Source organism: Bianquea renquensis (assembly GCF_014384895.1).
In the GTDB taxonomy this organism is placed as follows: domain Bacteria; phylum Bacillota; class Clostridia; order Lachnospirales; family Bianqueaceae; genus Bianquea; species Bianquea renquensis.
On record NZ_JACRSQ010000006.1, the window covers coordinates 1 to 21,631 of the forward strand.

At 54.4% G+C, this 21,631-nt stretch carries 19 protein-coding genes and 1 riboswitch; of the genes, 6 read left to right on the plus strand and 13 right to left on the minus strand.

Annotated features, from left to right (window positions below; all coding sequences use genetic code 11):
* Positions 1-336 precede the first annotated feature (336 nt).
* Entirely contained in the window at positions 337-1,305 is a 969-nt protein-coding gene (locus tag H8730_RS05455) for an AraC family transcriptional regulator (protein ID WP_177715334.1), read from the minus strand.
* A gap of 138 nt (positions 1,306-1,443) precedes the next feature.
* Between H8730_RS05455 and H8730_RS05460 the strand changes: the two genes are divergently transcribed.
* From H8730_RS05460 to H8730_RS05480, 5 genes are all read left to right on the plus strand, one after another.
* Positions 1,444-3,264, plus strand: a complete 1,821-nt coding sequence (locus H8730_RS05460) for an ADP-ribosylglycohydrolase family protein (RefSeq protein ID WP_177715333.1) — start codon at positions 1,444-1,446, stop codon at positions 3,262-3,264.
* Positions 3,261-4,052: an HAD family hydrolase gene (locus tag H8730_RS05465; RefSeq protein WP_177715331.1), complete on the plus strand. Its 792-nt coding sequence runs from the start codon at positions 3,261-3,263 to the stop codon at positions 4,050-4,052. The genes H8730_RS05460 and H8730_RS05465 overlap by 4 nt, the downstream gene beginning before the upstream one ends.
* A gap of 21 nt (positions 4,053-4,073) precedes the next feature.
* On the plus strand, positions 4,074-4,889 hold the full coding sequence (locus tag H8730_RS05470) for a sugar phosphate isomerase/epimerase family protein (protein WP_177715329.1): 816 nt from the start codon (positions 4,074-4,076) through the stop codon (positions 4,887-4,889).
* Positions 4,890-4,931: 42 nt separating this feature from the next.
* Complete coding sequence (locus tag H8730_RS05475) at positions 4,932-6,149, plus strand: NPCBM/NEW2 domain-containing protein (RefSeq protein WP_177715327.1); 1,218 nt, start codon at positions 4,932-4,934, stop codon at positions 6,147-6,149.
* A gap of 89 nt (positions 6,150-6,238) precedes the next feature.
* On the plus strand, positions 6,239-6,415 hold the full coding sequence (locus tag H8730_RS05480; protein WP_177715325.1) for a hypothetical protein: 177 nt from the start codon (positions 6,239-6,241) through the stop codon (positions 6,413-6,415).
* Positions 6,416-6,467: 52 nt separating this feature from the next.
* On the opposite strand, the gene thiD is transcribed toward H8730_RS05480, so the two are convergent.
* The 4 genes from thiD to H8730_RS05500 form a co-directional block, all read right to left on the minus strand.
* Entirely contained in the window at positions 6,468-7,259 is a 792-nt protein-coding gene (gene thiD, locus H8730_RS05485; RefSeq protein WP_249289550.1) for a bifunctional hydroxymethylpyrimidine kinase/phosphomethylpyrimidine kinase, read from the minus strand.
* Entirely contained in the window at positions 7,259-8,554 is a 1,296-nt protein-coding gene (gene thiC / locus H8730_RS05490; RefSeq protein WP_177715196.1) for a phosphomethylpyrimidine synthase ThiC, read from the minus strand. Before thiC ends, thiD begins: the two co-directional genes overlap by 1 nt.
* A 171-nt stretch (positions 8,555-8,725) precedes the next feature.
* A riboswitch (TPP riboswitch) is annotated at positions 8,726-8,824 on the minus strand.
* Between the two features lie 73 nt (positions 8,825-8,897).
* The gene (locus H8730_RS05495; protein ID WP_177715195.1) at positions 8,898-9,560 is read right to left on the minus strand and encodes a peptidoglycan recognition protein family protein; all 663 of its coding nucleotides are present in this window, start codon (positions 9,558-9,560) and stop codon (positions 8,898-8,900) included.
* 65 nt (positions 9,561-9,625) lie between these two features.
* Complete coding sequence (locus tag H8730_RS05500) at positions 9,626-10,093, minus strand: diacylglycerol kinase family protein (protein WP_177715193.1); 468 nt, start codon at positions 10,091-10,093, stop codon at positions 9,626-9,628.
* Positions 10,094-10,143: 50 nt separating this feature from the next.
* Here H8730_RS05500 and mnmL point away from each other — a divergent pair, with 50 nt between their 5' ends.
* Positions 10,144-11,046, plus strand: a complete 903-nt coding sequence (gene mnmL / locus H8730_RS05505) for a tRNA modification radical SAM protein MnmL/YtqA (RefSeq protein ID WP_177715191.1) — start codon at positions 10,144-10,146, stop codon at positions 11,044-11,046.
* A gap of 3 nt (positions 11,047-11,049) precedes the next feature.
* Here mnmL and H8730_RS05510 read toward each other — a convergent pair whose 3' ends face one another.
* From H8730_RS05510 to hfq, 8 genes are all read right to left on the minus strand, one after another.
* Entirely contained in the window at positions 11,050-12,033 is a 984-nt protein-coding gene (locus tag H8730_RS05510) for an N-acetylmuramoyl-L-alanine amidase family protein (RefSeq protein ID WP_177715189.1), read from the minus strand.
* Positions 12,034-12,049: 16 nt separating this feature from the next.
* Entirely contained in the window at positions 12,050-14,218 is a 2,169-nt protein-coding gene (locus H8730_RS05515) for an ATP-binding protein (RefSeq protein ID WP_177715188.1), read from the minus strand.
* 11 nt (positions 14,219-14,229) lie between these two features.
* Positions 14,230-15,369, minus strand: coding sequence for a metallophosphoesterase family protein (locus H8730_RS05520; protein WP_177715186.1), 1,140 nt, complete (start codon positions 15,367-15,369; stop codon positions 14,230-14,232).
* An 11-nt stretch (positions 15,370-15,380) separates the two neighbouring features.
* Positions 15,381-16,508 carry an FAD-binding protein gene (locus H8730_RS05525; RefSeq protein ID WP_177715184.1) on the minus strand — a complete coding sequence of 376 codons (1,128 nt, stop codon included), beginning with the start codon at positions 16,506-16,508 and terminating at the stop codon, positions 15,381-15,383.
* The gene (locus tag H8730_RS05530; RefSeq protein WP_177715182.1) at positions 16,501-18,441 is read right to left on the minus strand and encodes a YgiQ family radical SAM protein; all 1,941 of its coding nucleotides are present in this window, start codon (positions 18,439-18,441) and stop codon (positions 16,501-16,503) included. Before H8730_RS05530 ends, H8730_RS05525 begins: the two co-directional genes overlap by 8 nt.
* Before the next feature lie 11 nt (positions 18,442-18,452).
* Complete coding sequence (locus H8730_RS05535) at positions 18,453-19,835, minus strand: RsmB/NOP family class I SAM-dependent RNA methyltransferase (RefSeq protein ID WP_177715180.1); 1,383 nt, start codon at positions 19,833-19,835, stop codon at positions 18,453-18,455.
* Positions 19,836-20,011: 176 nt separating this feature from the next.
* Positions 20,012-21,307, minus strand: a complete 1,296-nt coding sequence (locus tag H8730_RS05540; protein ID WP_177715178.1) for a methionine gamma-lyase family protein — start codon at positions 21,305-21,307, stop codon at positions 20,012-20,014.
* Positions 21,308-21,312: 5 nt separating this feature from the next.
* Positions 21,313-21,561: an RNA chaperone Hfq gene (gene hfq, locus H8730_RS05545; protein WP_249289551.1), complete on the minus strand. Its 249-nt coding sequence runs from the start codon at positions 21,559-21,561 to the stop codon at positions 21,313-21,315.
* Between the last annotated feature and the right edge of the window lie 70 nt (positions 21,562-21,631).

Consider the following 21,631-nt stretch of genomic DNA (forward strand, 5'->3'; position numbering starts at 1 on the left):
TTCTCAGGGCAGCGCCCTGAGCCCTCGGAGAGCTTTTCGGAATCAATATCTGCAATTTTCAAGGTTCATTTGAGCCTGTTTTTTTCGGCTCAGTTTTTCATAGATTACTTGACACTACCTTTGAGGGCAATAAAATACAAGTTTGATATACCATACAATCGGAATAATTACAATGCATATTCTGGATATTTCAATTTTATTTTGCCGATAGTGAATTTTTGGAGAGTATGCGCCGAATCCTTTTGAATGTGCAGGCCTTTAAAAAGCATTTAGCAGAGCAGGAGCGCACCAAAGCAAAAAGGGCATAGCCAAAGGCTATGCCGCTTAACGAAATCTTCACCAGACTTGCGGATTCTTTTTATATTCCAGCGGCGTCATCTTCATGACCTGTTTGAAGATGCGGTGGAAGTACTCTACACTCTCGTAGCCAACCGCGTAGGCAATGTTCTGTACCGGGAGCGCCGAACTTCTCAGCAACCGGCACGCATGGTACATCTTAATATCGATCACGATCCTGTTGAAAGAAGAATTGGTATATCGCTTAAAGAGCCGGCATAGATGCGTCGGCGTATAATTGAATCGCCTGGACAGCTCCTCCATCGTCACGGAGCGATAATGGTCCTGCACATACTGCAGAATCTCTACGATCCGCTCTTCCTTGGAGCAGGATTCTCCCTCTTCGCTCTGCCACCCCGTACATGTCCGAAGGATCCAGGCAAAAAATTGCACGAGCATGGCTTCCAGGCAGGGATTGCTGTAGCGGTCATACTCCACGCTCTCCTCAATCATTTTCTCCACCAACGCTTTCATTGGATCGCAGGGCGGACATTGCATGTATAAATACTTTTTGCGATTCGTCCCATACAGGATACCGCCGAGAAATTCTGACAGCGGATTGTCCTCCTCCTCCGCTACAGGGTACAGCGATGTCAAATACTCCTTTGTTACCAGGATATTGATGATGATTCCGTCGCACGCTTCAATGAGATGGTAGATCTCCGGCGAGATTATACACACGTCCCCTGTGGTCATCTGCATCGTCTTTCCCTCCACAAGGTGAACGCAGTTTCCACTGTATAAGTACAAAATTTCAACAAAACTGTGCATATGGTACTCGCCAGTTGTAAACCGGGGATGGCGGCAAATGGCCACCTTCTGCCCTTCTTGAAAGACAAAGAAGGAATCTGTAAACTTTTTTCCGTTGGGATATACGCGATCAATGGCTTCCTCCTGGGGCCTTGTGTCCCTGTCACGGTCCTCCACTGCGAAACTGAATAACCACTCTTTTAATTGCTCTTGCGTCATGGGATCTTCTCCTTCGTGTGCTTTCTCCCTCTAGTATGCACGAAATGTTGAAAATAGTCAACCAATAATGTCGGTCTCGGTCATTCCAATTTCCGCCTTGTGTGATATAATTTGGGAAACTTCGAAAGGGGACTTTCTATGACTCTATCCTATACAACCTATCACAATAAGCTCCGCAGCTGTTTTCTGGGAAAGACTGTGGGCGGAACACTGGGAATGCCGTACGAGGGAAACTTGGACACGAGGGCCGTAACCTTCTACGATCCGGTTCCAACCCGCATGGTTCCCAATGATGATCTGGATCTCCAGGTCGTCAACCTGGAGACGCTTTTGCGATACGGCTTTCCTGTCAATCGCCGGCACTTAGGTGACCTTTGGAGACGCCACATACTGGACTTTCCGGATGAGTACGGTGTGGCGCAGCATAACACCCTGGCAGGACTGTATGCCCCCCTGAGCGGACGCTACAATAATAAGTTCCATGGCGGAATGGGCGCGGCCATTCGCAGCGAACTGTGGGCCTGCTTAGCTCCGGGGGATCCCAACCTCGCCGCCGCTCTCGCCCGGGAAGATGCCTGTACTGACCACACGGAGGATGGCATCGATGCCGCCATGTTTCTGGCTGCCGTAGAAAGCCTCGCCTTTGTGGAAAGGGATCTTGCGGCACTAGTACACACAGGAATGTCCTGTATTTCTCCTGAAGGACGTTTATACCGCGCACTGCAAAGTGTGCTGGACTGGTGGGACCAGAGCCTTGATACGCTGAAGATCCGAGAGCTGATCCTCAGCACATATCCCTCTGACAACTGGACCGACGTGTCCATCAACCTGGCCTTCATCCTGTTGGCTTGGCTTGCCGGCGAACAGGACTTCTCAAAGGCTATCTGCACCGCCGCCGGTCTCGGCTATGACACTGACTGCACTTGCGCAACCCTCGGCGCCATCATGGGGATTCTGTATCCGGATGGGATCGAAAGACGATGGCTGGAACCCATCGGCGAGGATTTGGTTCTATCGGACTGCATCGTAGGCATCCATGAGCCGAATTCCATCTCCTCCTTCTGTGAGATCATCGCGTCTCTTTGTCCACAGACGCTTCGGTATTACCACAGTTTCATGCAGCTCGCCGATATACCGGAGACAGCACAGAAAGTATCCCTTCCCGCTCCCTGGAGCCCATCGCCCTGTGTCATCGAGTGGGATCGCGACTCCGCTGAATCCCTGGTGGCCCTCTCACCCCTGGCGATACTCCTACAGTATCCTTCCACTGTGGCCTTACAGCCCAATGTGCCGGGTGATTTCACTGTCAAACTTCGCAATAGCAGCCCCTCAGCCTTTGACGGGACCTTATGCCTCCGCGTTCCCCTTGGCTGGAAGATCACCCCGTCCACCTTTTCTCTGCACATCCGTCCTCTGGAGGAGGTCACACTGCCTGTGGTGATCACCCCAGGCCCCTGCACCAAGCGCCGGCCCAATTACAATCCAATTCTCTTTGTCCTGGAGCGCTCTGATGGGTTTCGCTGGCAGGAGGAGGCAGGACTCGTTCTGACAATCCCGTGGATGCGAAAAGCGGAGTCCTCCAACGACTGGGAAGCCATCGAGGCTGCGCAAAACTTTCAGATCGTGCCGCGGGGAGCCTATCATTACCGCACTGCCGTCAAATTTCCATCCGGAAAGGGCCTCTGCCGCATGACAGTACAGGGAACGCGCAAGCTGACGGCCTCCTTAAACGGCACGCCGATCCTCAGCCATGATGGCCTCGTGTATGTTCCGGCCTTTCACCGGAGCGCGCCTGTCGCCGCGTTTACCATGAAAAGCGGATGGAATATTCTAGATATTGCCGTGGAAGATGGGGATGCAGGGGAAATCTTCGTTGGATTTGCATCCATCGCCGGATGCGGCGAATGGATCAATGGGTGTGAATGGAGTACGGCGCCGCTGGAGGTGGATGGCGTATGATTAAGCTGCTGGCCTTGGATTATGATTGGACGATGTTGGATTATTCCGCCCATAAGCCTGCTTTCAGTCAGGATCTGTTGGACTATCTGACCCGCTTCATCGCCGCGGGGGGGATCGCTGGCATTGTATCTGGCCGCACAGAGGAATCCTTGCGGCATGAGGCCTCCGCCAATGGGTGGGACTGGGAAGCCCCATTCCCCTCCTTCTGCGTCCTACAGGAAGCTTACGCCAAAGTTCCCCAGGATGCCCTGGCCGAGCTCAACCTTCAAAATCGAAGGAAAATCGATGCACTCTCCCGTCAGCTGTCCCATTTTGTGGACCCCTGGCTTACAATTTTTGCCGAAAGAGGACTGCCTCCTCAGACCTGGAGCCTTTCCAGCTCCTATCCCCTGGCTTTTGAATTCTCGTCGCCTGCGGAAGCTTCAAAGGCATGGCCTGTCTTAGAACAATGTCTCGCCAGCGCGCATCTGGACGCATGCCGGATTCACCGGAACTGTCACATTCTAGCCCTGTATCACCCCGCCTGCTGTAAGGGAAGTCTGCTGAAAGCTGTTGCGGAGCACTATGGGATTGCACCCGGTGAAGTTCTGGCCATCGGGGACAGCTTGAACGATGCCACTATGCTGGATGGCGAATACGGTTTTTACTGCGGAGCGCCTGAGAACGCAGACCCTTTGATCCGATCCTTGGTCTTGTCCCGAGGCGGAAAGCTGGGCAAGGGGACGGCTTATACCGGCGTTCTGGATATCTACCGCCAGTACCGGGACGAGCATCTATTGCCATTTTAGATTAAAGAGGAGAGGTGTATCATGAGACAATATAACGTAGGCTGTAGTATGGTAAAAGACGGGTCTAACGGCAAATATTCCTTGGAGGAACGCTTGTCCATTCTGCGTCAGTACCACAAGCTGGGGGTGCGGCATATTGAATACTCCCATCCCCAGACCACAACGGAAGAGGAAGCACAAACTCTTCGCCGCTATGCGAGACAGCTAGGGCTCATTCTGTGGTCCGCCCACGCCACTTGCTATCGTGAAAGCACGAGGGAGGCCTCCATGGCCCAGCTTCGGCATGATGCCAAAATCGCAGCGTTACTAGATGCTACAGTCCTTGTATTCCACCCGACAGAACTTCTGCCAGACGGTTCCCACCATATGGATGTATACCGGTGGATGGCAGATGTCGCGGAAGAAAATGGGTTGCAGCTGGCTCTGGAAACAGGAATTCCCACAGACAACTCTATGCTGGGCTATCTTCAACTTATCGACCTAGTCGATGCCATCGACCGCCCTCACGTCGGCATCTGTATTGATACCGGTCACTCGTATATGCGGGACCGGCCGGATGTGGAATCGGTTGTGCGCGCTGTGGGAAATCGCCTAAAGACGCTGCATCTTCACGATAACTATGGCCAGCACGACGATCATCAGATGCCCGGTCTCGGTCTAATCAACTGGCCGGAGGTCATCCGCGCGCTAAAGGAAAGCGAGTACGACGGTCCCCTCATGCTGGAAATGTCGGATATCAAGGAGGGGCGCACGGTTCCCCAGCTTTCTTTATTGACAATTGAGAAAGAAATTCTTTTCTCCAACGCGTATCTCCGATATCTCTGGGATCTTGTCTGATGTCTGCGAGGACATTCCAACCACAGAAGGAGTCTTGTCTAGATGAATGGTATCAATCACAAACGAATTGCGGGCAAAAGCCTACATTATTTAAGTGAACCTGTCCGCAAGTTTTGGCAACCGCAGGAGCTTCTGGAGGATGCCTCCAACTTTCCCGATATCTTCTGGCCAGGGGAAAACTCTTCCCCAGACTATATACAGAAATATCCGGATTGGAAAGAGTACATCATGATCCCTTGCAACGACACACTCGTCAATTGTCATAGTGCCTTTGACTCGCTGAAGATCTGGGAGACGTATCCTGTGGTCCTGAATTTTTTAGTCCACAGAGCCCTGGACGCCATGGATTCCGGTGATCAGGAACTCGCTGTCAAAATCGCGGGCGTCCTGTCCCATATCATTGGAGATACTGGACAGGCCGCCCACGTGTTTGACAGCATGCAGCTGAGTTTGCTTTTTCAAGGCGATGAGGATATCTACCTAATCCATTCGCTAATAGAAAACAATCCCATGGTGTCGTACCCGGATCACCCCTATACGGCGCGCTGTCTGGGTGACAATGTGGATGAATTCTTGTGGCGTCTGCTTCAAGAGCTCGTCAAGCTGAAAAAGCGAAGTACAAGGACCATCGTTCCCATCATGACCGCAACGCTCAAGGATGACTTGGATACCGCAGCCCAATACGCCTCCGCAACTGTTGGGGAGTGCGCCGATCTCTTTGCCGATGTGCTCTACACACTGACGCTGATCCACCTCAGAGAGAAAAAGGGGCCCGACGCCATGTCTCTGCTTCAGCTGGAACCGGAGCGATGGCACTGCGACGGCATGTTCAATTTCCTGCCGCAGAAAAATTATATTCCCGGGCCGACTCGCAGAACACCGCTACCGCTCCATATTGGAAATGGACCTCAGCTCGGCATCGCTCTGCTGCCGGATATGTTTCCCGGCTGTACCGGCGGCCGCTGCGCCTTTGTGGAATATCCGCTTCCGCCAGGGGTGTTTCAAAAATTTACTTTTTCCTGTGGATTGAATCGTGCCGCCGACCGCAATGAAACGGCAGGAATCTTTGAAATCCGACTGGATGACAAAACGGTCTGGGAGTCGCCGGCTTTAGATATCCACTCCCCTTCCGTCAGCGCGGAAGTCAATCTCGGCCGTGCCGAACGGCTCCAACTATTGGTAAAGGACGCGCGGCGTGATACTGCGGAGACCAAGTTTTTCTATCCCTGTTTCATTGAACCTGTCCTTTGGCGGAACTAAAGGCCGGCTTTTGATCCCGCACACAAATTTGGCAGATCGCCCGCATAGCACCGTTCCATTCTGCACATCCTATAGCCGAGGTGATTCCAATGCAAAACCAATATTCCGATCTTCGCAGTATGCTAGCCCAAGATGAAGAGGCCTACCAGTATTTCATGGGGCTGCCTGACTACGTGAGGGATCAAATTAACCAGCGCAGCGGCAATGTCAAAACTTTCGAGAGCTTGCAGGATTATGCAGAAAATTTGCTCCGCGGGGATGACTGACTCGCAGACGGGGTGTAGCAGAAAACAAGACTGCTACACCCCGTATTTTGTCCTATCCCTTCACCTTCCAGCGATACCCGTGATCCAACGGGCCTCGCCCATGGCCAATGGTAAGCCCTGCGGCTATGGCCTCTGTGATATAGATCTTAGCGTGCCGCACCGCTTCCCGGAGCGTTAGCCCCTTCGCCAAACCCGCCGCTATGGCCGACGATAAAGTACAGCCTGTCCCGTGCGTGTTGGGGTTCGCCTGCACCTCGCCGGGATACCAGGTTATCTGTCCCTGGCTGTACAAAAGATCATCGCAGCAACCAGCCAAATGGCCTCCTTTAACGAGAATCGCGCCGGGATAGTCTCCGCCAATGGCCTCCGCCGCCCGCGCCATATCCCTCTTATCCCGGATCGGTAGACCACTCAGCCGCTGAGCTTCCGCAAGATTCGGCGTTATCACATGGGTCAAGGGCAGCAGAGTATCCTTCACACGGGCAAAGGCGGACTCCCCCATCAGCGAAGTACCGCTGGTGGAAGCCATGACCGGATCATAGACGATATGCGCCGGCTGGAATTCCTCCAATATCTGGGCGGTCACCAGCACCGCCTCCTCGTCGCCCAACATCCCAATTTTAACTGCGTCCGGCGGGATATCCTCAAACACCGCTCTGAGCTGGGCCTCAATCATAGACGGCGATACAGGATCAATCCTGGTCACCCCCAAGGTGTTCTGGGCGGTGATCGCCGTCACGGCGCTCATCCCGTAGACGCCAAGAGCCATATAGGTTTTCAGGTCCGCCTGTATGCCAGCGCCGCCGCTGCTGTCGGAGCCGGCAATGGTCAGAACCGTCTTCATCACACTACGTCCACGGCGGTCCCATTGAGAATGGCATTCATATTCCGAACCGCGCACATTTTCCCGCACATGCTACAGGAATCTTCATGCTCTGGCTTTGATTCTTCCCGATACCGGCGCGCCTTTTCCGGATCCATGGCTAGCCGAAACATCTCATCCCAATCCAGATTTTTCCTTGCAGTGCTCATCTGCCGGTCCCAGTCCGCCGCGCCCTTGATTCCCTTTGCGATATCCGCCGCGTGGGCCGCAATTTTGGACGCGATGATTCCCTCCTTCATATCGTCCAGGGTGGGAAGCCGCAGATGCTCCGCCGGCGTTACATAGCACAGGAAAGAGGCTCCAGCCGATGCTGCAATAGCGCCTCCGATGGCGGATGTGATGTGATCGTATCCAGGCGCAACATCGGTGACGATGGGGCCCAGCACATAAAAGGGAGCTCCTTTGCAGATCTTCTGCTGAAGCTGCATATTCGCGGCAATCTCATTCAGCGGCATGTGACCAGGGCCTTCGATGATCACCTGAACATCTCGGTCCCATGCCCGCTGGGTCAACTCCGCTAAGGTCACCAGCTCTTCAATCTGGCTGATATCCGTGCTGTCCGCGATGCAGCCGGGCCGGCACGCGTCGCCAAGGCTGATGGTCACGTCATACTGAGCACAGATTTCTAAAACCTCGTCATAGTATTCATAAAAGGGATTCTCCTGCCCCGTCATCTCCATCCAGGCGAAGATCAGCGATCCGCCTCTGGATACAATATTCGTGAGCCTTCCCGCTTTTTTAAAGCGCTCCCCTGTCGCCTTGGTGATGCCACAGTGGATCGTCATGAAATCTACACCGTCCTCCGCATGCATGTGCACCACATCCAGCCACTCTTTCGCCGTGATCTCCTGCAACGGCTTGTTGTAATACACAATGGCATCGTAGATGGGCACGGTCCCAATAATCGCCGGGCATTCCTGGACCAATTTTCGCCGAAAGGCCGCTGTATCGCCAAAAGAGCTGAGATCCATGATGGATTCTGCTCCCATCTCCACCGCCTTCTGTACTTTTTCCATCTCCACGTCCAAGTTGACGCAATCCCGGGAGGTCCCCAGGTTGACATTGATCTTAGTCTTTAAGGCATGTCCAACTCCGTGAGGAACCAAACACGTGTGCCGGTGATTGGCAGGGATCGCCACCTTCCCCTCCGCCACCAATTCCCGAAGCTCCTGAACCTCCGTTCCCTCTTCCCGCGCCACCGCTTCCATCTGCGGCGTAACAATCCCTTCTCTCGCGGCTTTTCTCTGTGTTGCCATACATATGCTCCTTTCCAAATTGTTAAATTTCTGGCCTGGAAAGCGTATCCGCTTTTTCCGAGGAAGACACTTCGCAGAAAATATAGATACGTTCGCCTCTTCCAATCTCGGTCCGCCTCACGGTGGACTTTCCTATAGGATGAAAAAAACGTCCGCCATAAGCGAACGTCCACCCTTCGATGATTTGCTCCCTACGCCAGTATTAACTAACAGGTTCCAAGGGTCAGGTTTTAACCTTCTCAACTATTGCTAGTCCCCCTGCAAATGCCTACCCTATATTCAATTCCATATCAGTATATCACACCCACGGCCAAAAGTAAAGAGGCCAATCGATGACGCATCTCTATATCGTGCCCATGTAATGTTTGACAGCCTCCAGGAAAGCATCCCAGCGCCCTTCCTCCCGGATACGATGAGGACAATCTTTACCGGAATACTCATGGTGCTGATAGACATCATCCAGACTCAAATGGTATTGCTTCACCAGATAGGCCGTAAGCTGTGCCGCGTTGTCCAATGCTTTCTCGAAGTCTCCGTCCTCATTGACGCAGATCTCAACACCGATCCCCTCCTCATTTCCCTCCGCCGTTCCCGCATGGTACCCTATCTCCTGATCCGGCAGATGATGATAGATCTCATGGTCGTCAACGGTATAATGCCAGGAGATTTTTGTGCTCTTCGCCTCATTCATCAGATACCGGCTATGATTTTCGCTGTCGGTCCCTTTTGCCGTATTGGCCGTCTCATGGATGACGACGCTTCGAATTTCGCGCAGCGTACCGGGGCGCCCCGCATATCCCTCCGGAATATACTTGGTATGTACAGGGATAGCACCTATGAAATCGGGTGTTTCTCCCTCCTGAATCACGTTCGGATTCAGAATCTGGATCAACCGAACTACCAGCACGAGGATGGCGACCGCTGCCACTGTCAGCATCCCTCGCAGGATTTTAACCTGTCGCTTTCTCTTGCGCCTTTGCTTCGATCTCCTCTCCGCGTTTGTCATTTTTTTCGTCCCCCCATCTATCTTTCCCCTTTTTCCATTTGTGCTTTTGGCCGGCCTGTGCTATACTAAGATCCACTGTGGGGTTTCCATCCAAAAATAAACCACACCGCTGCACCGGCATAAACGGCAGTCAGCAAGCCAGACCACCATGAGCTGAACAACCTTCCTATGACGTCGACGATCCGCGTCCAATCGTGGAATACGATTACGGCAATCCCAACGGCAAATAGAGCGGCCAAAAGAACCATGCCCGCCGCCACATCCTTGGCAATTTTTGCATATACGTTCTTCTCCTGTGTGATAAGGTCCACAACGGCTTCAATGGCGGTATTCATCATCTCCATGGTCATGACCGTGGCCACCGCCACCGCCAGCAAAGCCCTCTGGCCGGTGTCTACGCCGTAGAGCCAGGCAAACAGGACCACGGTTACGGCCGCCACCGTATGGATTCGAAAATTGCGTTCATGGACGAGGCAACGCCCAATCCCGTCAATCGCATGGCGCAGACTTTCTCTCAGCGTTATCTTGGTCATAGGGTCCCTGTCCCTCCCTTTCGTCTTCGCTTACCTCAAATAAAAAGGCTGTGATTGTCATTCATACTATCTATACTGCAAATCAATATTTTCAAGACTGTTTTGGTCAAAAAGTTTACAAAATCGCCATCGACGCTGGATTGACCTGTCCCAATCGAGATGGCACCGCTGGCTACGGCGGCTGCACCTTTTGCAGTGCTGGTGGAAGCGGAGAGTTCGCACAGCGCTGGGATGGAACCCCGGCATCCATCTCCGCGCAACTCGAACAGGGCGCGGCCCGCCTGCGGCAAAAATATAAGGGAAATGCCTATATCGCCTACTTCCAAAGCTTCACCAATACCTATGCGCCGGTGGAAATTTTGGAAGCGCTGTACCGCCCAGTCCTGGCGCATCCCTCCATTGTCGGCCTCGCCATCGCGACTCGGCCAGACTGCCTTCCCGACGATGTGATCAGGCTATTGCGGGATCTGGCACTCCAAAAACCGATCTTTTTGGAACTCGGCCTCCAGACGGTTCACGAGGCAACCGCCAGGCGAATCCACCGGGGGTATTCCCTGGACCTTTTCGAAGACACTTGGGCACGCCTTCAAGGACTTCCCTTCCACAAAATTATCCATGTGATTTTGGGGCTCCCAGGGGAAACTATGCAGGACATGTTGGATACGGTGGACTATGTGGTGAGGATCAGGGCAGATGGAATCAAGCTGGCACTTCTCCACGTTTTAAAGGGGACGCCACTGGCGGCAGACTATGAGGCGGGAACACTCCCTCTGCTAAGCCGGGAGGCCTATATCGACATCGCCGCCCGCTGCCTCAGCCGTATCCCCCCCTCCATGGTCGTGCATCGGATTACCGGTGATGGACCTCGCTCTCTGCTGCTGGCTCCGCTCTGGAGCACTGACAAAAAGGCCATTCGAAATCATATTTTGAGACGGCTATCCGAGATCACCTGATGGTCACGATTCCGAGGAGTCCTCCCCTGAATCTTCGGCGGAGCCGTCCCCTGAATCCGAGACATTTCGCGGCTCATAGCCCCTGAGAATCTCCACGACGGCATCCGCCATGGCCTGAGCACCCTGCTCTTGGATCTCAGGATCGCACAGAGCCGCGTCGTCCTCCGCATTGCTCAAATACCCCAGCTCCATGAGAACAGCCGGCATTTCACAGCTGTACAATACCTCCAGCGTCTGTTTGGAAGCTTCCCTCTGGCGGAGTCCGAATCCCGCGGCCGCTTTTTCCAGCAGCACCTGCGCCGCCGCCTGGGATCTCATGCCAATCTCCTGCTTTTCCTCCGCCTTGGCAATCCAGTACCTTGTCTCCAACCCATTGACCGAGGTATCATCCTGGAAAGAATTGCAGTGAATGCTGATAAAGAAATCCGCCTGCAACTCATTGGCCAGCTTAGCGCGCTCCTCAAGGCTCACATAGGTGTCGTCCTCCCTCGTCATGATGACCTGGATCTCAGGGGCTTTTTCGCGCAAAGCGTTTCGAAGCTTAAGGGCAATCTCAAGATTCAGAACGCTTTCTTTCACCTCCCCCTGATCATTGCCGCCATCGTTGCCGCCGTGGCCCGGGTCAATCACTAAACGGTAGACGTAGGAGGCCGGATTCGAATTCTCGCTGTACGATTCTTCCGGCTCCAAATCCGGCACTGTAGGATAGTTTCCAGGATTGGCCAAAATCATACCCGTCATATAGCCGACCATCTGGTTCTTAATACTGCTGATGTCCGAGGCCGAAACGGTTTGTACCGCTGGCGGAACATACGAGGTCTCGGATGACTGGGAAATCTCCTGCACCACCGCTTCGCTCTTAGGTGGGCTACCGCTGATCAGCAATTTTAATAGCAGTGCCAGCAATAGAATGACGATGCATAACGTGAAGACAAGCCTCCAAGGCTTTACAAGCTTATACTGCTTTCTACGCCTCTGTTTTGCCATCCTCTCGCCTCCTTTTCTAGACTGTAACGATTTTGCAGGGTATGCCCAAATCTCGGATTCGCCTGCCTTCTCGCTCCTGACAGGTCATGAGCAGGATCTGCCTTTTTTTCTGTTCCTGGTTAAGAAATTGCAGCATTTGGCCAAGGCGTTCCTCATCCCAAAATCCCAGAACGTCATCCAGAATCAGAGGCAGAGACCGTCCTTTTGTCAAGATTTCCGCCATCCCCAGCCGAAGGGCGAAATAGATCTGGCAGACCGTGCCGGCAGAGAGCTGTTCCAGTGCCACCATGCGCTTTTCCTTTGGCTCCTGCACCATCACTTTCATTTCTTCGAGAATTCGGACGTGCCCATAGCGCTGGCTCGTCAAATTCTCTACATATCGCTGAACCGTATCATTCAATGCGGGCCCTAGCTGCCGTTCCATCTCGCTGGACAGCTCTTCGATGGTATCCACCGCCATTTTTAAGGCTGCCTGCCGCTTATCCAGCTGCGCCCACTCTTGCCGCAGACCCTCCAACTCTTCCTCAATCTCATCGGTGGACCGCCCACCCTCCCGCAGGAATCGTCTCTTTTCCTTGAGGCGTTCCATCTCCAGCTTCCATGCTTCCAGCTCCCGCTCATAGACGGCTAGCTGTTCGTCCAATTCCGCGGAGCCAATGACCGCAGGCGCTGTCCGGGCGGCTTCCTCGAGTTCAACCTGAAACTCTTCCTCGTCCATGCTCTCCGGCATTCCCTTTTGCTTAAGCCAGCGGCTTTTCTCCTCTGCTAACATCTCCTGCTTATCCATCAACTTCTGACAGGCTATCTTCCGCTCGAGACAGCGCCTATATTCCTCTATGGAATCAACGCCAGCCTGCTCCAACAAAAGGCGCAGCTTCTCCTCCACGGCCAAACAGTCAGATCTGCGCTCCATTGCCATCTCCCTCGCGTCCTTCTGGAGCATGGACAATCCATGATGGTCCTTTTCCATCTGCTCCTGCCGCTGCCGCCAAATCTCCTGACGATTCGCCTGAAAACGCCGGCTTCCGATGGAGACGAAAAATAAAATCAGCGCCGGGAGAGCTCCCAAGGCCAGCACCGGTTTCTCAAAAATAAAGCTGAGCAGCAAAAACAACGCGCAGCACGCCAGGCCAGTCCATTGCAAAACTCGATTCCCCCATATTCCTTTTCCTGCCGTTCGGATTTCCCGGTCTAGCTCATTTTGATTCTCCACTGAGATCTGTATCTTCGCTTCGATCTCCTGCACGGCTTTCTTCGCCTCTGCCCAGCTCTGCCGGGCACTCCGCACCTGTGCGGAACAGCGCACGGCCTCCTCATACCCGGATACGGACACGAGGCGAGAATCTTCCATGCCCGTCATCTGCTCCTGGACCTCCTGAATCCTCTGATTCCAGGACTCCAGCTCTTGTAGGCAGAGAGCGGCGGATTGACCCGCCAGCTGCTTCTTTCGAGTGGCCAGCAGCGGCTCCTTCTCGCGGAGACTTCGGATCGCCGCCTGAACCTGGGCAAGTTCCGTTTCCCGCTGTAGCGCTTCCCTCTGCTCCGCCTCCAGCACCTGAATTCGCTTGGAGAGATATGTCTTCTGTCCATTCTTCGCCTGCCGGAGCGTTCCAATATCCGTGATCTTAGCGCGCAGCCGCTTGACCGCCCTCTCCACGGAAATATCGTCCCCGCCCCCCTCCTGCGCATTAGCCAGGTATTCCTTGACCTGCGCCGCCAGCTCCGGTCCATTGGGATGAGGGGCATCTTGCGATATCAACAGTGTATTTCGAAACGTGGCCGCGCTTAAGCCCATGTCCCGGGATGCAGGCTGCACTTGCCGGTAGCTCTCCGAATAGGCAAAGAGCTGGGTCATCTCCTCCCCTGTCTGCTGGTCAAAAATGTGAACTGTATCGCGGTTCTTTGCAAAGCAGCGCTCGATCCGGACTTGTTGTTCGCCCTCCTGGTAAATCAGGACCCCGCCGTAGGAGCCTTGATCCCACGGCTCGTAAAGGTCGCGATCCTCTGTATATTGCCGGCGCTTTGTCGGCTTGTAGAACCCATACAGCATTCCCTCTATGAATTTGACGAGAGTCGTCTTTCCAGCTTCGTTGGGAGCCTCCACGAGATTCAAGCCCTCCTCGAATTCAAAGGTGGTATCGCGGAACCGGCCGAATCCCTGAATATGTACTGTCTGAATCCACATATGGCCGCCTCCTATCGCTTCTTCATTTCCTGTAAAAGCGCGTCCAATCCTTGGTACAGCGCTTCCTGGGCATACGGCTCCTGGCGGTCGATCTTCTCTTCCATTGTCTCGATGAAGCGGCCAATGATGGAGCCGGCGTACTCTTTTTTCAGGCTGTCCAGGTCATAGAATGGCTCCGTCTCATCCTGGACCTCCACATAGTAGAAGCCAGAATCCAAGAGTCTCCAGCGAAGCTCTTCCACATCCAACCCCTCAAAATTCTCCCGATATCCGGTGAGGCGGAAACGGCATAGATCGCGTTTTCTCTCCATTTCTCCTACTCCTGCCTCCATCCGGGCAAACACTTCCTGTTCCGACAAATCAGGTGTCAGAGCAAAATCGAGTATCCGAAATTGTCTCTGTGCCACGGGAATGAACTCAAAGTCAAGGCGGACTTCGCCTCCTTCACGCCGCAAAGTCCCTTTGATTACGCCATGGGATCCTGTTTCCGAGAAATCTAACGGCTCAGGACTTCCCGGGTAGGCCGCCCCGCGCCCGTCAGGAAACCGAAAGATATCCGGTTTGTGGATGTGCCCTAGGGCTGTATAGTGCGCCGGAATCTCCTGCAACCGCTGGAGGTCCAGGGGCAGATAGGGGCTATCCTTGCCGTACAGATCCCCGTGAAGGAGTAGGATGTGGAACAGGGAGTCATCTCCATCCCACGCCATTTCAGGAAGAGCCGTCATCTCCGCCGTATCCCAGCTGACAGCCCCGATCGCCGTTTTTTTATCGACAAAACGCTGTACGGAAAAACCCGGTGGCATGACTGTCACGTTAGACGGCCATGCGGAATCCGCATAGATACTGTCCTTTGACAAATAATCATGATTTCCCGCAATCAAAATAACCTGGAGATCGCTCTGCCCAGCCGCCTGCTCCAGTTTCCACTGAATGTTGCGCAGATCTCGCCTGCTGATGTACTCCGCTTCCACCAGGTCGCCCGCTATCAAAAGAAAATCGACCCTCGCCTCCACCGCCATATCCACAATGCGGTAAAACGTGTCCATAATCTCTCGCCTGCGGGACTTTCCAAGAACTGAGCCGAAGCTGGCATGGTGGAAATTTTTCCCGGCGTGCAAATCTGCCATGTGCAGGAATGAAATTGAATCCATGGCGCCTCTCCTTACCACATTTGTTTTGGAGACCAAGCAAACGCTCCCTTTTCCTCAACTGGCATACTTAGAAGCCTGCTTCGGAACACGAGGCCCCGAGGAATCGGGGAATACATAATCGGGGATTTGAAGCTTTTCAGGAAAATGCTGAGGCGGAGCGCGCTGGTTTTCTGGTAATACATCCGCTGTAGCGCCTCTTCCTCTGCGCTCATAAAGGTATGCACCAATGCCAGGGCACTGTTTAGGGCATAGCTTATCCCTTCCGCGGAGCAAGGGCTGATGAGGCCCGCCGCCTCGCCAGTGAGGAACACACGGCCACCGCCTGTATCGACACTGCCGAAGGGGCGCGGCCGCAGGATAATCGCACCCCGCGTCTTCTCCGGCTGGCACAGCCCAAATCCCCTCTCCATCAGTCTGGCCTTGAGGTACTCGAATTTCAGCCGCGCATCCGGCGATTTTGGAATGGCGCTTCCCAGCAGAACACGCCCGTTTTCCGGGATCATCCAGGAATAGAAATCCGTAATATATTGGTCAAAGATCGCCAGAAAGTACGGCATATCCTCCTTTACCGGCAGCCACTGCTGTATGCTCACATATTCTCGAGGCATTCGGGACACCAGCGGATATGAGAATTCTTTATGACGGCGCACCATGGAAGCCGCGCCGTCCGCCCCCACTAAATACCGGGCGTTGGCATACTGCACCTTTCCATTCTGCTTGATCTTGACCTGAATAAAATGCGGGTCCTCCCGGAAGCCCACGACAGAGGCTTCCTCCATCAGCGTCACCCCCCGCTGGGCGATGGCCTTCTGGACCAGCCATCGGTCAAACTCCCCTCGATCCACGTTGACATACTGTTTCTGATAATACCGCTCCATTTTGTTGTCCAGGTCGATGGCGCGGATGGCAAAGACTTGCGGAGAGGCCAGCACCGACTTCGGCAGAGCCAGATTTAATCTCGTCAGCGCCTTTTGTGCGCTTGGGTCCAGCAGTCCCCCACAGCTCTTCTCGTGGTGCTCCCTCCTAGCCTCACTGTCAAAATTCCGCTTATCTACCAGCAATACCCGATAGCGCTGTCCCAACCCTCTTGCCAGTGTGGCTCCTGCGGGCCCTGCTCCAACGATGATCATATCATACATGTCGATACCGTCCTTTCTTTTTGCCGGATGCCTTTCTGGGGTTCACGGCCACCGGATGCTTTTCTAGATACCGTTCCCATTCCCTCTGCACCGATGGATCCTGAAAAGACATCTGGATGCCCTGCCGCTTCGGCGGCGCAATCAGCGCATTTTTTCCATATCCGATGAGATCCCAGCGCTTTGTCCGGAGCAATGCTTCCAAGACTAAACTGTAGTTTCGAGGATCGCTATATTGAATCAGAGCTCTCTGCATTGCTTTCTCATGGGGAGACCGCGGTACATATACCGGTTTCAGATCCCGCGGGTCCAAACCGGTATAGTACATGCAGGTGGATGCGGTGGATGGAGTCGGGTAGAAATCCTGCACCTGCTCCGGCCTGAGCCCACAGTCCCGCAAATACTCGGAGAGCAAAACCGCATCTTTCAGCGTCGAACCTGGATGGCTCGACATAAAATAGGGGACCAAGTATTGCTTTCTGCCAAGCTTCGCGTTAACATCCTCATATTTTTGAACAAAGCGGTCAAAGACAGCGTGGTCTGGCTTTCCCATGTAATATAATACCCGGGGCGAGACATGCTCCGGCGCCACTTTCAGCTGGCCGCTCACGTGGTGGGCCGCCAAAACCCGCAAAAAATCGGAATGCGTATCGGCTAGCACATAGTCAAACCGGATGCCAGAGCGGATAAAAACCTTCTTCACGCCTGGCAGCTGGCGCAGCTCTCTCAGCAGTTCCATATAGTCTCGGTGATCCGCCTCCAGATTCGGGCACGCCTGTGGAAACAGACACTGCCGATGGGCGCAGGCTCCGTGGCTGGCCTGCTTCGCGCAAGCGGGGCCTCGAAAATTAGCTGTCGGCCCCCCCACGTCGTGGATATACCCTTTAAAGTCCGGCTGCTCTATCATTCCCTTAGCTTCCTCCACAACCGATTCCCGGCTGCGGGATGTGACGATTCGCCCCTGATGAAAGGTCAGAGCACAAAAATTGCATCCCCCAAAACAGCCTCGATTATGTGCGATGGAAAACCGCACCTCCGAAATCGCGGGGACGCCGCCCTCCGCTTCATACAGCGCCGGGTACGTTCTCTGATACGGAAGACCCATGATCCGGTCCAACTCATCCCGGTCCAAAGGGTAGGCTGGCGGATTCTGCACGATATACCCATCCTCATAGGGCTCCACAAGCGTCTTGGCTGTATAGGGATCGGTGTTGCTCATCTGTGTCTGGAAACTGCGCGCGTAGTCCAGTTTCCCTTCCTTTGTCGGCCTGCTGACGGAGGAAAAGGGGGGCAGCGTCAAGTAGTCTACCTCCCGGTCCAACACGGGATTTTGATAGACCGTCCCCCGCACATAGGTGATCTCACCGATGGGGATTCCGGATTCCAGACTCTGTGCGACCTCCACAATGCTGGTCTCGCCCATCCCATAGATGAGAAGGTCGGCCCCACTGTCCAGCAAAATGGAGGGCATAACCTGATCTCTCCAGTAGTCGTAATGCCCCAGCCGGCGCAAGCTGGCCTCCAGGCCCCCCAGGAGAACAGGGCAATCTGGATACGCCCTTTTCGCCAGCCGGGAGTATACCACCACAGCGCGGTCTGGCCGTCTCCCCGCCTTTCCGCCCGGTGAGTACAGATCCTGGCCCCGTTTTCGTTTCGATACCGTATAGGCGTTGACCATGGAATCCAGATTTCCAGAGGTGATGAGAAATCCGAGGCGCGGCCGGCCAAACCGTGTAAAATCAGTGGGCCGGTCCCATCTAGGCTGAGACAGGATGGCAATGCGGTAACCATAGGATTCCAGCACACGGCTGATGACCGCGATTCCGAAAGAGGGATGATCAACATACGCATCCCCTGTGACCGCAACAAAATCCACACCGTCCCAGCCTCTCTCCTGAACCTCGCTTCGACTCATGGGCAGAAAGCCTGTCCCCATCCCATCACCTCCTATTGATATCGCCAACCTCTTAAATATTTATTTTTTAACAGGCTGCCGCTCGCCTTCCCCCAGCCAAGGCCAAAGGGACCGGCGCACACCAGGTTCCAGCCTGGAGCAAACTGGCTGGGCAGTGTCTCCCCCTTCAAATAGCGAATCACCATTGGATCCTCCGTATCAAACACCGCCAGTTTGCGGACCTGCTCTTTTTTCAGGGCAAGGGCGAATGCCTGCGACGGTTCAAACCGTCCCCCTTTGACGTCTCCAGCGTACAGGCCGTTGCGCAGGATGCGAAGACCCGCCAGCGCCTCCATCTCCACAGGCATCCAGTACAGCCGCTCTCCCAAAAGCTGTGGCATTTGGTGTGCGCCAGGCAACGACGCCGCTTCCACCGCCAACGTATCCTCCACAAATCGATAGAAGGGCTCCAACTCTCGCTTTCGCCCGGCGGATTCGGCCTTATCTCTCCACGGCAACGCCGTTCCTTCCTTCTGAAAGAGGGCAGCAAAATGGCCTTCTCCCCGCAGACGGTGGGGCCAAAATCTGGCGCACCGACGCAGCGCGGAGTCCCCCTCAGGGATCCACTCCGGCCGCCCGTCGGCCATCCCTCCACATTTCGGGATCTCCACAAGCTGATACTCCCTGTGCCGCTGCAAAAAATTCTGCACCGTCTGCTCGTCCTCCAGCGGCGAAAAGGTACATGTGGAATATAGCAACATCCCGCCAGGGGCTAACATTGCAGCCGCACTGTCCAGGATCTCCTCCTGTATCTTGGCGTAATATTCGTTGCCGTACTGTTCCCAATTCTTCACAATGGACGGGTCCTTGTGAAACATCCCCTCCCCGGAACAGGGGGCATCCACGAGAATCTTGGAAAAATATCCCGCAAACCGGGACGCAAGCTTATACGGCGCCTCCGACGTGACCACCGCGTTCTCCGTGCCAAAGAGCTCCAAATTCTTGAGCAGCGCCTTTGCCCTGGAAGCGCTGACATCGTTGGAGACGAGGACCCCTCTCCCTTCAAGGCGCGCTGCCAAATGGGTACTTTTTCCCCCTGGAGCCGCACAGAGATCTAAAACCCTGTCCCCCGGTTCAACGGGAAGGATAGCCGCCGGCGCCATGGCGCTGGGCTCCTGCAAATAGTATGCCCCCGCAAAATAAAATGGATGTTTCGATGGAGGTTTTCCCCCTGGGCTCAGATAAAATCCCGCCGGGCACCATGGCACGGACTCCAAAGGATCACCCCAAAGTCCTAAAAATGCTTCCGGGGATATCTTTCTCGTGTTGACCCGGAGCCCCTGGCTGTACTCCCGCTCAAACGATTCCATGTAAGCCTCGCACTCATCCCCCAAAAGCTCTTGCATCCGACGGGCATATGTTTCAGGCAGCCGCATAGCATCCCCCTGTTCTATTGTTTGCGCTCCGCGGCATAGCCGCCATTCCGCTTAACCAAAAGTTCGCCTTGCGGCGGAATTTCCCATGCTGTGAAAAAAGGGCGCATCCTTCCCCGCTCCTGTCCGTCCGGCGCAGATAGGATCGGAAAAACGCCCCCATAATCTTTCTCATTTGTTCAACGGCCCTTTTGGAGCAGACCGTCATTCTTCAATTCCTGCAACGCTTTCATAATTCCGAATTTTCCATGGCTCCATGTCAGCCCCCCCTGGAAATACACAATGTATGGTGGCTTCATTGGTCCGTCCGCCGATAGTTCGATGGAGGATCCCTGCACGAAAGCGCCCGCGGCCATGACAACTGGGCAATCATAGCCAGGCATGTCCCACGGCTCCGGGGTCACATAGGAGTCAACGGGAGCCGCCTTCTGAATGCCCCGGCAGAAGGATAAGACCGCCTCCGGCCTCCCCAGTGCAATCGCCTGTACGATATCATGGCGGCTCTCTTCCGGCCCCGGTGAAACCTGATATCCAAGCCGCTGAAACAGGGCGGAGGCAAAGACGGCCGTTTTCACCGCCCCGGCTGTCACCTGGGGCGCTAAGAACAGCCCTTGATAGAGGGACCGGTTCACTCCCAGTGTGGCGCCAGCTTCCTTTCCAAGCCCTGGAGCTGATAACCGGACGGCGCACCGTTGGATCAAATCTTTGCGCCCCACAATATATCCCCCGATGGGCGCCAGCCCCCCACCTGGATTTTTGATCAGCGAGCCTACTGTCAGATCTGCCCCAACTTCGCAGGGTTCCTGGTCTTCCACAAACTCTCCGTAACAGTTGTCAACCATGCAAATGCAGTCGGGATTGGCGCTCTTCACCGCGCGGATGATCTCTCCGATCTCTCCGATGGACAGGGAATGTCGAAAGGAATAGCCTTTGGACCTCTGTATCGTCACCATCCTGGTGGAGGCTTTGACCGCGCGGGCAATCCCCGCTACATCCGGCCGGCCATCCCGCCCGAGCTCTACCTGCTCGTATCGGACTCCCATTTCCGCCAGGGAGCCCACCTCAGGCCGAATTCCGATGACGCCCTGGAGCGTATCGTAGGGTGCACCAACCGCTGATATCAGCTCATCCCCCGGCCGCAGACACGCGAACAGCGCTGTCGAGAGGGCATGGGTCCCGGAGATCATCTGCGGGCGGACCAGCGCATCCTCCCCTGCAAAGACTTTCGCATAGACTGCCTCCAGGCAGTCCCGGCCCACATCGTTATATCCATATCCTGTGCTCGCTTCGAAGTGCATCGGGGCCACCCGCTGATCCTGCATCGCCCCCAATACCTTCCACTGATTTTCCTCCAGGATCTGTTCAATACGGGTGAACTGACTTGTAAGAGACTGTTCAGTCTCCTCACAGAAACGAACAGTCTCCTGGTCAATGCCCATATCGAACAAACGCTGTCCCTTACCCCTGAAATCCATCTGAACTATTCCTGATTGCCTGTTGTCTCACGGGGAGTCACAAAGACAACGGGACGTGACGGTGCGATGGTCGAAATGGCGTGCTTATACAGCATCTGCTGTTTTCCGTCCGAATCCATCATCACCACAAAATTGTCATAGCCTTTGATACACCCTTTCAGCTGATACCCGTTGGTCAGAAACACGGTCACTTCCGTGCGCTCCTTCCACAGCGTATTTAAGAACATGTCCTGTAAATTAATCTGTTTGGTCATCCCAAGCTCCTCCTCAAAAAGTAAAATCCCCTCCGGCCATATTTTCCAGGTTCCGGTAAGGTGTATAAGC